This window comes from Rhodopseudomonas boonkerdii, from assembly GCF_021184025.1.
Taxonomy (GTDB): domain Bacteria; phylum Pseudomonadota; class Alphaproteobacteria; order Rhizobiales; family Xanthobacteraceae; genus Tardiphaga; species Tardiphaga boonkerdii.
This window is the reverse complement of sequence record NZ_CP036537.1, coordinates 1,357,799-1,371,073: the sequence shown is the minus strand read 5'-3', so window position 1 is coordinate 1,371,073 and position 13,275 is coordinate 1,357,799. Positions and strand designations below refer to the sequence as shown.

Sequence of the window (13,275 nt, the reverse complement as noted above, 5' to 3'; positions counted from 1 at the left end):
CAATAAAAAACCGCCTCGGAGTGAAACCGAGGCGGTGTTATTCTTCAAACAGACTTGTCGGTTACGCCTGCGGCTGCGGCTCCATGCCCGAATCCGGGCGTGGGCGCGGCTTGCCTGCGGGCGGCACGGCGGAGGTGCGCGGACCGGTCGGCTCCAACACCGACTCGCGGTTCGGCTTCTTGCCTTCAAGCAGATCCTTGATCTCGTCGCCGCTCAGGGTCTCGTATTCGAGCAGCCCCTTGGACAGGGTTTCGAGATCGTCGCGCTTTTCGGTGAGGATACGGGTGGCTTCCTTGTAGCCATCCTCGACGAGGCGGCGCACTTCCTGATCGATCTTCTGCGCCGTCGCTTCGGAGACGTTCTGCTGGCGATTGACCTGCATGCCGAGGAAGACCTCGTCATTGTTCTCGCCATAGGAGACCGTGCCGAGCTCTTCCGAGAGGCCCCATCGGGTCACCATCATACGCGCCAGACGGGTGGCCTGGTCGATATCCGACGATGCACCGGAGGTGACCTTGTTACGACCGAAGATCAACTCCTCGGCAACGCGGCCGCCCATCATGATGGCGAGGCGCGACGTCATCTGCTCCAGTGACATCGACATCTTGTCGCGCTCAGGCAGCTGCATGACCATACCCAGCGCACGGCCGCGCGGAATGATCGTCGCCTTGTGGATCGGATCGGTGGCGGGGACGTTGAGGCCGACGATGGCATGGCCGCCTTCGTGATAGGCCGTCAGCATCTTCTCTTCCTCGGACATCACCAGCGACTTGCGCTCGGCGCCCATCATGACCTTGTCCTTGGCCTCTTCGAACTCGGCCTGGGTCACCATCCGCTTGTTGCGACGCGCGGCAGTCAGCGCGGCTTCGTTGACAAGGTTCATCAGGTCCGCGCCGGAGAAGCCAGGCGTGCCACGGGCGATGGTCTTGAGGTTGATATCCGGCGCCAGCGGCACCTTGCGGACATGGACCTTGAGGATCTGTTCGCGACCGACGACGTCCGGGTTGGGCACCACGACCTGACGGTCGAAACGGCCCGGACGCAGCAGCGCGGGGTCGAGCACGTCCGGACGGTTGGTGGCGGCGATCAGGATTACGCCCTCATTGGCCTCGAAGCCGTCCATCTCCACCAGCAACTGGTTGAGGGTCTGCTCGCGCTCGTCATTGCCGCCGCCGAGACCGGCGCCACGATGACGACCGACCGCATCGATTTCATCGATGAAGATGATGCAAGGCGCGTTCTTCTTAGCCTGCTCGAACATGTCGCGCACGCGGCTGGCGCCAACACCGACGAACATTTCGACGAAGTCCGAACCCGAAATGGTGAAGAACGGCACATTGGCTTCGCCCGCGACCGCGCGCGCGATCAGCGTCTTGCCGGTGCCGGGAGGGCCGACCAGCAGCACACCGCGCGGAATGCGTCCGCCGAGACGCTGGAACTTGCCGGGATCGCGGAGGAATTCGACGATCTCCTGCAAATCCTGCTTGGCTTCGTCGACACCTGCCACGTCCTCGAAGGTCACGCGGCCATGCGCCTCGGTGAGCATCTTGGCGCGCGACTTGCCAAATCCCATCGCCTTACCGGCGCCGCCCTGCATCTGACGTGACAGGAATATCCAGACGCCGATCAACGCAATGAACGGCAGCCACGAGACGAGCAGTGAGACGAACCACGGCACGTTGTCACCCGGCGCCTTCGCGGTGATCGAGACCTTGGCGTCATACAGGCGCTTGATGAGCGTCGGATCGCTCGGCGCGTAGGTGTGGAAAGTCGAACCGTTAGTATAGGTGCCGTTGATCTCCGGCCCCTGAATGACGACGTCGCGCACCCGGTTCTGATCGATATCGGTCAGGAGCTGCGAGAACGGAATGTCCTGCGAGGCGGCGCGCTGACCCGGATTCTGGAAGAGCGTGAACAGCGCCAGCAGCAACAATACGATAATGACCCAGAGGGCGAAATTGCGCAGGTTCGCGTTCATCGATCTTCCTTCGTCACCGCTGAAATCCGCGGCTCTCTTCCCTTGATTCGCCACAAGGCGATCACCCTGGGTCAGTCGGTTGCAATTTAAGTGCGACCGGGGCCGCTGCCAAGGGAACTGGGACGGACTATTTAGCGCATCTAGGCGCTTTTCCGGTTCAAATGATGGCGGTGCACGGCCTCTTTTCGGGAGGTGGTTAAGGCCTTTTCCGTGCAATGGAGCGACGAAGCGGCGCCGGTGTGATCTTCAGCCGGTTGCGGGTTAGCGAAATGACGGCACCAGCGAGGGTCTGCTTCAGCAGAATACCGTTTCCGCCCGGCCGCATTGCTTGTTCCATCGCCAGAGACAGGCTTTCGACCTTGCCGAGCTCGGTGGGCCCTTCGTGGCCGATCGCATTGATCATCCGCAGCAGGAGCCGGACACGAATTTCCTCGGCCAGCCCCATGAAGGCCACAGTATCGATCGCCTCGGGCGAACGACCGGGATTGCGAAGGGCAAGGAAGCGCTCTGCGCCGTCCACCATCAGTTCGAGCGCAGCATCCGCCCGCGCCATTCGCGCGGCGAGGCGTGTCAGGGTATGTGGACCCAGCCCTTCGGCAGCCAGACCCGGCATCAGGGCGCGCAACCGCGGGCGGGTGAAATGCGGGTCCGTATTGGTGGGATCGACGGCATAGGCGATCCCGGCCTTATCGAGCGTCGCGATCAGCGCCGCCTTGGACACCCGCAGAAGCGGGCGGACAATCTGGATACCGTCGCGCTCGGTTTCCACGCTCATGGCGCCGAGACCTGCCAGACCGCTCCCGCGCGCCATCCGCATCAGAACCGTCTCGGCCTGATCGTCCCGCGTATGCGCGGTCATCACATGGACCGCACCGACTTTGCGCGCAGCATGGGCGAGCAAAGCGTAGCGCGCATCGCGTGCCGCGGCGGCAAGCCCCGCTTTCGGCTTATCGCCAGTCCAGCGCATGGTTTTGTGCGGCAGATCGAGCGAGGCTGCGAGGCGCTTTACATCACGAGCTTCACGCGCAGCCTCCGGCCGTAATCCGTGATCGATCGTCACGACCGTCAGGCCAGGACCACGCTTCAGGCTGCGCCGCCAGCGCGCGGCGAGCCACATCAAGGCGATCGAATCCGGCCCACCCGAGACGGCCAGGATCAGCACCGGTGCAGACGCCCAGCGGGCGAAAAGCTGTTTCGCCTGCTGGGCAGAAATCGGAAGATGATCGTCATCGGCCATGCGCGTTCAGAACCAGGTGTCGGTCCGGCTCCACGTGCCGGGCGGCTCAGCCTAACACTTGTTGCGCTTCTGCTCGCGGTCCACCCCCTGCTTCACGCCGGTCGAGGCGCGCGGATATTTGCGGGCCACTTCGCCGAAGGCAGCGCAAGCGGCTTCCTTTTCTTTCAGCGCAGCAAGCGACTGGCCGAGACGCAACAGCGCATCCGGCGCCTTGGCGGAGGTGTCGTATTTGCTCGTCACCCCCAGAAATGCGGAGGCTGCCTCGCGATACTTCTGGCGCTGGAAATAGCTTTCGCCGAGCCAATATTGTGAATCGGCGATCATCGGATCGTTGGGATACTTCTGGCTGAAATTACGCATGGTCTCTTCGGCCAGCGCATAGTCGCGACGTTGCATATAGCCGATGCCGAGATCGAACTCGTCCTTCGGCGTCGCGCCCGGTGGCAGCGTGGTCAGCGCCGGAGCGCCGCTCTGACCGAGCGGCAGTGGCTCGCCCCCTTCGCGTCCGCCCGGTGCGCCGGCCGGGGCATTCGCCTGCATCGGCAGTTGACCACCGCCAAGCGCGCGCGGCACGCCTGGCGCATTCGGATTGGCGTTGGGGTCAAAAGCATCGTTACGACGGCCACTACGCGGCGCTGGCGCCGGATCCTGAATGACAGGCACAGGAGCTCCGCTACCTTGCTGGTTATATCCGGGCTGAGGGGCCGGTGCCTGATTGTAACCGCCCGGCGGAGCCTGCAACGGGACCGGCTGCTGCGCCGGGGCAGCAGCAGCGCTCGAACGGACACCGCCAGCCGGCGGCGCGCTTCCACCGGCCTGCAGCTGGCGCAACTGATCCTCGAGCTGGCGGTTGCGATATTGCAGCTCCTCGTTCTGGCCGGTCAGCTTGCGAAGCTGGTTCTCGAGCTGCTCGATCCGCATTTCCGGATCAACGCCGCCGTCCTGCTGGCCATAAGTCTGTGGCTGCTGTTGTTGCTGCTGGCCCCAGAATTGCGCCGACACCGGCGACGCCGTGACAAGCATGGAACCGAAAAGCGCTGCGCCGGCGAGCGACTTGAATCTGAATGACATCTTGGCCTGAGCGATGACTGAAACGCGCCTCATTGGCGCTAAAAACGATGAGTGCCGCACTACGCCGGAATTGTGACTACAAACCGCGACAAAGCCGACTGCAGACACAAAAAACGGCGCCTGCCCGGTCAGGCAGACGCCGCCATTTTTATCACATCGAGGGGCTTTACGCTCCCGCGTTCAACACGGTCACCGCACGGCGGTTCTGCGACCAGCACGAGATGTCGTTACAGACCGCGACCGGACGTTCCTTACCGTAGGAGATCGTGCGCATGCGGCTCGGATCGATCCCGCGCGAGGCGAGATAGCTGCGCACCGACTGGGCGCGGCGAGCACCGAGGGCGATATTGTATTCGCGGGTACCGCGCTCGTCCGCATGGCCTTCGATAGTGAAGGAATAGCGGTTGTACTGCTGCAGCCACTGGGCCTGCTTGTCGAGCGTGGCCATGGCCTGCGGCGACAGCTCGGTCTGATCGCTTTCGAAGAACACGCGATCGCCCACGTTGACCACAAAATCCTGCTGGCTGCCAGGAGCGGCAGCACCTGCCATCGCACCATCCGCGCCACCGAGGCCATTCTTGTTCGCGCAGGCGCCCATCGTCAGCGCCACAGCCAGCACGGCAGCCAGTTTCAATCCCTGGAGGATACGCATCTGCTGAATCATTCCGGAGCCTCCACGCTCACGCTTTAACCAACTGTCACCTAAAGCAACTGTCTTGGGTCTACAGGGCGTTGGTTAAGCGAACGTTCCGTCAACCTTGATGGGATGTTGCCAAAACCGATCAAAAGCCACAGGCCGCCGAAAAGCAACGGCATGGTTAATGCTTATGAAATATGGCGCGATGGTGAAGCGCTGCGTGGGAGAGCCCGATTTTTAGCGGGAATCCACCAAAAACGGCCGCATATCCCTGTTGCTACCGTTCAGAAGTCGAAGGCCGGTCCCGTAACCGACGCTTATGGCTGCTGCGCCGCCTGTGGCAACCGGAACTCAGGCAAATGCAGATCGGGCGCCAGCGGTTCGCTCTTGCGTTCGAACAGTGCCCGGCGTTCGAACTGGCTGGAACGGAAATACGGGTAGCGCTCGAAGATCTTTTCGCGAACGACATTGAAATCCGCCGCCATCAGACAAAGCGGCTTCAGCAGCGTCGGATAGGGGCGTGGCTCGCACAGCGGCGTCTGCAGGAACACGCGGCGATAGAAGGCACGATGCTCGGCGCGAACGGTCGCCGTGCCGATATCCGCATTGAAATAGGCACAGGCGACATAACCAAGGCGAACCGTCAGATAAGGCAGTTCGGGAAACTTGGTGCGATTGGTCGGGTCGGCAACAAAGCGGTTGGGATCGACGATGGTTTTGCCCGCCTCGATCTGCGGACGGAGCAGATCGCCGAAAGCGTCCACTGCCGGAGTATCGGGATGGTCCGGGGAACCGACGCTGATCCGCAGCGAGCTCGCCAGCTCGCCGTCCATATAGATGCCGAAGATCCAGGAATTCGGCATATCGTCGAAGCGATCATGGAGCCGACGCTCAACGCGCGGTTCGATCGCTCCTTCGTGAAGATAGGCACGATAGCGGAGGCCGTAGATCGCCTCCTTCTCGGTCTCAGTCTCGGCGAGGCGGTAATCGACCCTGTCCAGAATGTCTTGATGGCGTGCAGAGATACCCGTCACTTGATCGGCCGCAGCCATCATTCCATCTCCACGCGCACAAAACGCCATCAGTATGTGAGTAAGGCGAAAGTTAAAGCTTTCTTAAAAGTTGTCAAAGGTTCTGCAGCATCTTGGTTAAGCTTTTATCAAACGATGATGAATGAAATGAATCGCGACAGTTTTGTTGAAGTGCCGCGGAAGGTGATTCAGGCCGAGGTGCGGGCCGTTTCCACATCGCGTTCCACACGGCGGCCATGCGAGGCCTCAAGCAGCTGGCGGATGCGTGCGGCCGGTACGGGGCGGCTGAACAGATAACCCTGGGCTTCTGTGATCGTGCCATCGGCACTGATCAGTTCGAGCTGCTCGTTGGTCTCGATGCCCTCCACCACCACCGACATGCCGAGATCCGCACTGAGACGGGCGACACCGCGCAGCAGGGTCAACGGGCGCTGCGTATCGATCCCCTCGAGGAACGAACGGTCGATCTTCACCTTCTGCAGCGGGAAGTTATGCAGATAGCTGAGGCTGGAATAACCGGTGCCGAAATCGTCGAGCGAAATTCGGCAACCGGCGGCATGGAGCTGCGCCAGCGCATCGTGTGTCCACTGCGTATTTCGCAACAGTGAAGACTCGGTGATTTCGATCTCGAGGCGATGCGCCGGCAGCCCCGATACTTCCAGCGCATAGCGAACCTCGCTCAACACGTCGCGCTGATGGAATTGCTGGGACGAAAAGTTCACGGCGACGCTGACGGCTTCCGGCCACTTCATGCACTCGATACAAGCCTTGCGCAGAATCCAGCGGCCGAGGTCGACGATCAAGCCCATGTCTTCCGCGATCGGGATGATATCGGCGGGCGAAACGGTGCCGCGAACCGGATGATTCCAGCGCAACAACGCTTCACAGGTCGAGACGCGGCCGGACTTTAGATTGACCAGCGGCTGATAGTAGATTTCGAACTCCTCGTTCGCGAGCGCCTTGCGCAAATCGAGTTCGAGCACGCGACGCGCCTCGACCGTCTGGGCCATCTCGTCTCGGAAGAAACAGAAGGTGCCGCGGCCGGACGCCTTGGCACGGTAAAGCGCCATATCGGCGTTCTTGAGGAGATGATCGGCGCTGACACCAGGCTCGGTCAGGGCGATGCCGACGCTGGCGCCGATCTCGACCTGATGATTGTCGATCTCGTAGCGCTCGCTCAGATGTTCGACGATGCGACGCGCCAGATCGGCGGCATCGTGATTGGCCTTGATACCGCGCTGGAAGACGACGAACTCGTCACCGCCGAAGCGTGCAACGAAATCGTCGGCCCGCAGCATTGCGCGCAAACGGTCAGCCACCATGCAGAGCAGCTGATCGCCGCAGGGATGCCCGAGCGTATCGTTGACCTGCTTGAACTGATCGAGATCGACAAACAGCAATGCCGACATCGTCGAGCCGTCACCGACCCTGAGCATGCGGCCGATTTCGTTGCGGAAACTCATCCGATTCGGCAGGCCGGTCAACTCGTCGAAGCGCGCCATATGACTGATGCGTGCTTCAGAATTGCGGCGCTCGGTGATGTCCTCAAGCAATACAACGGTCCCACCGCCGGACATCGGCTGGAACTTCCACAACAGCGCACGCTCCAAATCATGCGCATGGTCGATGGTGGTGATCTCTGCGGCTTTCGAGCTTTCGATCTCCGCAACGATGGTCATCCCGCTCGCCGCCGACACGCTGCCGGCGTTGACGCATAGGGAGACGAGATCGCGCATGCGGATGCCGCTGCGAACGGCGAGATTGCCGGTGATCTCCATCATCTCGGCGAAACGGTTGTTAAGCACGGCCAGCCGACCGTCCGCTCCAAACATGCATAGCCCGTTCGGCATGTTGTTCAGCGCCGTATCGAACTGACCGGCAATCGAGCCGACCCGCTCCGTCGCCAGCAACGCCTTCACATAGACGTCATGCAGACGCAGCGTGATACGGCGCAGGCCGATAAAGAACAGCACGTTCAGGAAGGCAAAGCCGACATAGTAGAAGTTGCCGTGGATGACCAACGCCAGCGCCATTGGCCCGCAAGCCAGCAGAACCTGCAGCTGGGCGATCTTCGGCCGTCCATAGGTGCGTCCGGCGCCGGCAGCGATATAAGCGACGGTGACGGCGGTCCCGAGCATATGTGCCACCGGATCGTCGCTGCCGAGCAATACGACCCAGCACCACAGGCCGAGCGACGCTGCATAGAGCGAGCCGCCGATCATGTAGTTGCGTTCCCAACGCGCTGCCTCGTCGCAAGTCAGCGTGGTTTCGCGCTGCTCGTATTTGCTGAGCTGCAGCGCGCGCAGCGCGCCGACGAGAATGATCAGTCCCGCGCAAGGCCACAGCAGTGGATTGCCGGTCTTGACCGCTGTCATGACGGCGCCGGAGCCGGCACAGACGGCGCCAGCCAGCATCGGAATTGGATTCTCGAACAGGGAATCGACGAGCGCCGTGTAGATCGACGGGGACATCGACTTGCTATTCGTCCGGCTGTGATCGGCGAGTTGCATCGGGCGTTGGCGCGTCCATTTCTGCGCACACTGGTACCGGGTCCTGATGAACTCTTTCTGAGGGAACATCCTTAGCGAACTGTTTACACATCTGCATAAACAGGAAATCTGCCTGTAAATTCAGAGCGGTGGGTAAAGTTTGCCGGTAATAGCCGGCAATCCGCCCCCCGATCGCAAGGAAGCGTTTACGATAACAGCGGCGACCATGCCGGATCCGAGGCATAGCCCGGCGTCGGCACCTTCAGCTCGTTGCGGCCGGAGACGTCGACCGTAAACAGCGACGGCCCGCCACCCATGTCGCGGAAGAACATGATCACGCGGCCGTTCGGTGCGAATGTCGGACCTTCGTTGTGATAGCCCGAGGTAAGAATGCGCTCACCCGAACCATCCGGCTTCATGATACCGATGGAGAACTGACCTCCGCCCTGCTTGGTGAAGGCGATATAGTCGCCGCGCGGCGACCATACCGGAGTCGAATAACTGCCCTCGCCGAACGAGATGCGCTGCGCGCCCCCGCCATTCGCACCCATCACATAGATCTGCGGCTTGCCGCCGCGATCGCTCTCAAAACAGATGCGGCTGCCGTCCGGCGCATAGGATGGCGAAGTATCGATCGCCGGCGTGTCGGTGAGCCGCGTGGTCGACTTGGAGCGCAGATCCATCACGAACAGGTTCGAATTGCCGCCCTGCTGCAGGCTCATGATCACGCGCTGTCCATCCGGCGAGAAGCGCGGCGAGAACGACATGCCTGGGAAGTTACCGACAATCTCACGCTGGCCGGTCTCGATATTGAACAGATAGACGCGCGGATCGCCCTGGCCGAACTCCATATAGGTGATCTCTTGCGTCGATGGCGAGAAGCGCGGGGTCAGCACGAGATCGGCGCCGCGGGTGAGATAGCGGACATTGGCGCCGTCCTGATCCATCAGCGCGAGGCGTTTGACACGGCGCTCCTTGGCGCCGGTCTCGTCCACGAACACGATGCGGCTGTCGAAATAACCTTTTTCGCCAGTCAGACGTTCATAGATCTGGTCCGAGATGATATGGGCGATACGGCGCCAGTATTCCGGCGAGGTGAAATATTGCTGACCGGCGAGCTGCTGGCCGGTGGCAACGTCCCACAGACGGAATTCAGCCTTGAGACGACCGTCGCCCTGACGGGTCATGCGACCGGTGACAAGGGCCTGCGCGTTGACGGTCTTCCAGTTCTGGAAATTTGGCGGCGCGTCGATATTGACGGTCTTCTCCACGAAGGCGGCGGGATCGATCGGCGCGAACAGGCCGCTGCGCTTCAGATTGTTGGTGATGACTTGCGACACGCCGTTACTGACTTCATTATCGGCACCGGTGCCTGCATTGAACGTCGGAATCGCAATCGGCAGCGGCGCAACATTGCCTTCGGTGATCTGCACGCGGGCCTGACCGAAAGCCGTGCGCGCGCCCGTCCCCGCCAAAAGGCCGAGCGATGCCATGCCCGTGATGATCTGACGGCGGCTTGGACGGGAAAACATCAGGGGCAATCCATTGTTGTCGGTCATATTATAGCTTTACTCGATCTGCGGTCGGCGGCCGGTCTGGCTCAGGATGCACGCTCGGTGAAAACGGGCTCAAAGAACTTCCACTCGTCAAAAAAAGCCGCCGGCAATCTATAGGGCTGGCACTCGATGATGGCACGCAGCGCGCTCTCTTGATAGACACGGAAGTATGGCGTCGATGGATTGCTGATCGCAGAGGGTGTCGTTTCCAGCGTGCCGTCACGCTTCAGCCTGACGCTGAAAATGGCCTGAGTGAACTGCGCCTCGACGCCGCCATAGGGCTTCTTCCAGCAGCGCTCGACCTGAGACTTGAACATCGCCCCCCAAGTCGCGACGTTGTTGGCCGCATTGCCTTTGGAAAGACCTAGCGCGGCCGTCGGATTGAGGTCGGAGCCGGTCGCCGAATTGCGTGTCGGGTCGCGCTTGTCGATCAGCGCAGCGATCTTCGACTGGTCGAACACGCGCTCCGCCCTCTTCGCTTCTTCGGCTTTTGCCTTGGCCTCTGCCTTGGCTTTCGCTTCGGCGTCCGCCTTGGCTTTCGCCTCAGCCTTGGCCTTGGCTTCTGCTTTCGCCTTGGCCTGCGCTTCGGCCTTTGCCTTGGCTTCAGCCTGCGCCTTGGCGTCGGCCTCGGCTTTCTCTTCTGCCAGCTGTTTCGCCTCTGCCGCAGCAGCAGCCTTCGCTTCAGCTTTGGCCTTGGCATCTGCCGCAGCTTTGGCTGCAGCCTCAGCCTTGGCCGCGGCTTCCGCCTTGGCTGCAGCTTCGGCCGCGGCCTTGTCCTCGGTCTTCGGCTGCTCCTTCGGCGCGACTTCGGTGATCACCGGCGCCTTCTTGTCGTCGACCTTGCCGACCGCCTCATCCGGCGGCTTGGCTTCCGCGATCTTCTCGACCTTCGGCTTCGGATTGTCCTTCTTGCCGGTTCTTTCACCTGCCATAGCCTTGGCGAGCTGATCATCGGAAATGACATCCACCGCCACGGAATCTTCCGGCATCACCTCCAGCGCCCTGGAGGAAAAAGTGAGCAGGCCCCAGCCGATCACGAGCACATGCAGGACCACCGACGCAATCAGCGTCTTGTCGATCCTGGCGATGATATCTCTCATCTGGCTCATGGTTACGCTTGCGTCGTCGCCTTACGATCCCTGCTCCGGCAGGATCACGATATTGGCCTTGAACCCGGCAGCGCGAACCATGCCGAGCAGCTTCATCATATCCGTATAACAGACGTCCCGATCGCCACGCAGAAACACGGTGTTGTCCGTTTCCGAGCGCGTGGAGCGGATCGCAGTGATCTTGGCGGCCAGTTCGTTTGCCGGAACCAGCGCGTCGCCGACATAGGTTTCCACCGCGGAATTGCAGTTGCCGCCGGTGCGCTTCACCGAGACGGTGAGCGGCGGTGTGTTCTGCGACATCGATTTGCCGCCGCTGGCGATGGGCAGGTCGATATCGATGGTCGAGGTCATCAGCGGCGCCGAGACCATGAAGATGATCATCAGCACCAGCATTACGTCGACCATCGGGGTGACGTTGATTTCGGCCATGACAGCCGCGCGCCGGCGTCCTCGCCGGCCACCGCCCCCACCGCCTGCTGCTGCATTCATCCCCATCGTCAGGCGCTCATCGCAATATCAAATACGGGGTTCATCACGCGCGCTCATCGATCTGGCGCGACAGGATAGCCGAGAACTCGTCGGCAAAGCCCTCCAGACGCTGGGCCTGCCGGTTCACTTCTGCCATGAATTTGTTGTAGAAAATCGTCGCCGGGATGGCGGCGATAAGGCCAATGGCGGTGGCGAACAGCGCTTCGGCGATACCCGGCGCGACCACCGCGAGCGAGGTGTTCTTCGACGAGGCGATGGCCTGGAAACTGGTCATGATGCCCCAGACGGTGCCGAACAGGCCGACGAAGGGCCCTGCCGAACCGACCGTTGCCAGCACCAGCAGGCGGCGCTCCAGCCGCTCGACCTCGCGCGCGATCGAGACGTTCATCACCTTGTCGATGCGCATCTGCAGGCCGGTGAAGGATCGCGCCTGGCTTTCGAACGACCGCTTCCACTCGCGCATCGCAGCGACGAAGCAGGCTGCCATGGACTGCGTGGGCTTGGCCGACAGCGCGCGATAAAGCTCCTCGATGGACTCGCCCGACCAGAAGGCCTGCTCGAACCGATCCATCGAACGGCGGGAACGGGAATAGAGGAACATCTTGTCGATCGCGATCGCCCAGACCCAGACCGAACAGCCGATCAGCCCCAGCATGACGAATTTGACGATCCAGTGCGCCTGCAAGAACAGCGAGATCAGCGACACATCGGACGACACCAGCGGCAAGGCTGACTGTGCGACATCCGGATTCATGAGTAGTATCCTCTCAACGCAAATTCCCCTTCGACCGGCGTCCCGCCGACCGATCTTGCAGCCACACGCCGCACCGGGCGCTGCAGCGCCAAGGCCTGTCCTTGTTGTGTTGCATGGATGACCCGTCCGAGGCCGGGCCTTAAATTCCCTGCCAACATGTCAAAACAAGGGCTTCCCGCACATTTCTGCAGGCCTTACCAGAGCGCGGCTATGGTTAACGTTGCGTTACCACGGGCCGCTTTGCGGAGAAATGAAGCTTCATTCGCTTGTTCGTGACCATTACGTGAACAGCAAAAGAACCGCCCGCCTGCGAGAGCAGGCGGGCGGTATCGGGCGAAGGCTGAGCAATGCTGCAGCGCAGTATGTTGCGTCCGTTTACATCAGCCCTGCGGCTGGTCGTTGTTGCCCGCCGGCGGGGTTGGACGCTGGCGATGCTGGGCCATGAACTGATCGAACTCTTCCTTGTCCTTGGCATGGCGCAGACGCTCGAGAAAATCCTTGAACTCGTGCTGCTCTTCCTCGAGCCGGCGCAACGTTTCCATGCGGTATTCATCGAACGCTCGGTTACCCGATGACGGCGGACCGAAGCCGAAACCGGCCCCGAAACCATGGCGCTCCATGCGGCCGCGCATGCGCTCCATCCTGTCCTGCATTCGCTGCATCTTGTGTTCGAAACGCCCCTGACGATCCCAGCAACCCATGTTTCTGCTCCCGAGTTTGAAGAAGAGAAGTGCGAGGCCAATCGGCCACCAGACGATAAAACCAAGAACAATCAGCACGATGTGCCATGGCGAACGAAGGCCATAGGTCACGCGCTCATCGTAGGGACGGCCCCAGCGATTGAGATCTGCAGTGTCGGACATCGTCCTCTCCATCGGCGGCACCATGCCGCTTGTGAATGTAAATAACATTTACATACGTAAA

11 protein-coding genes are annotated in these 13,275 nt (G+C 61.4%); all 11 read right to left on the bottom strand.

Annotation, left to right across the window (positions count from 1 at the left end; all coding sequences use genetic code 11):
- Positions 1–61 precede the first annotated feature (61 nt).
- Positions 62–1,978: an ATP-dependent zinc metalloprotease FtsH gene (gene ftsH, locus E0H22_RS06380; RefSeq protein ID WP_233024808.1), complete on the bottom strand. Its 1,917-nt coding sequence runs from the start codon at positions 1,976–1,978 to the stop codon at positions 62–64.
- A 196-nt stretch (positions 1,979–2,174) separates the two neighbouring features.
- Entirely contained in the window at positions 2,175–3,215 is a 1,041-nt protein-coding gene (gene tilS, locus E0H22_RS06375) for a tRNA lysidine(34) synthetase TilS (protein ID WP_233024807.1), read from the bottom strand.
- A 51-nt stretch (positions 3,216–3,266) separates the two neighbouring features.
- On the bottom strand, positions 3,267–4,286 hold the full coding sequence (gene ybgF / locus E0H22_RS06370; protein ID WP_233024806.1) for a tol-pal system protein YbgF: 1,020 nt from the start codon (positions 4,284–4,286) through the stop codon (positions 3,267–3,269).
- A 166-nt stretch (positions 4,287–4,452) separates the two neighbouring features.
- On the bottom strand, positions 4,453–4,950 hold the full coding sequence (gene pal, locus E0H22_RS06365) for a peptidoglycan-associated lipoprotein Pal (RefSeq protein ID WP_233024805.1): 498 nt from the start codon (positions 4,948–4,950) through the stop codon (positions 4,453–4,455).
- 290 nt (positions 4,951–5,240) lie between these two features.
- Positions 5,241–5,975 (bottom strand): N-acyl amino acid synthase FeeM domain-containing protein, encoded by a 735-nt coding sequence (locus E0H22_RS06360; protein ID WP_233024804.1) that lies wholly within the window; start codon positions 5,973–5,975, stop codon positions 5,241–5,243.
- Between the two features lie 167 nt (positions 5,976–6,142).
- Entirely contained in the window at positions 6,143–8,464 is a 2,322-nt protein-coding gene (locus E0H22_RS06355; protein WP_233024803.1) for a putative bifunctional diguanylate cyclase/phosphodiesterase, read from the bottom strand.
- Positions 8,465–8,649: 185 nt separating this feature from the next.
- On the bottom strand, positions 8,650–9,975 hold the full coding sequence (gene tolB, locus E0H22_RS06350; RefSeq protein ID WP_430715220.1) for a Tol-Pal system beta propeller repeat protein TolB: 1,326 nt from the start codon (positions 9,973–9,975) through the stop codon (positions 8,650–8,652).
- 68 nt (positions 9,976–10,043) lie between these two features.
- Entirely contained in the window at positions 10,044–11,108 is a 1,065-nt protein-coding gene (gene tolA / locus E0H22_RS06345) for a cell envelope integrity protein TolA (RefSeq protein WP_233024801.1), read from the bottom strand.
- Between the two features lie 21 nt (positions 11,109–11,129).
- Positions 11,130–11,603, bottom strand: coding sequence for an ExbD/TolR family protein (locus tag E0H22_RS06340; RefSeq protein ID WP_233024800.1), 474 nt, complete (start codon positions 11,601–11,603; stop codon positions 11,130–11,132).
- A 37-nt stretch (positions 11,604–11,640) separates the two neighbouring features.
- On the bottom strand, positions 11,641–12,351 hold the full coding sequence (gene tolQ, locus E0H22_RS06335) for a protein TolQ (RefSeq protein ID WP_233024799.1): 711 nt from the start codon (positions 12,349–12,351) through the stop codon (positions 11,641–11,643).
- Between the two features lie 380 nt (positions 12,352–12,731).
- A complete protein-coding gene (locus E0H22_RS06330) occupies positions 12,732–13,214 on the bottom strand; it encodes a DUF2852 domain-containing protein (protein WP_233024798.1) in 483 nt (160 codons plus the stop codon).
- Positions 13,215–13,275 lie beyond the last annotated feature (61 nt).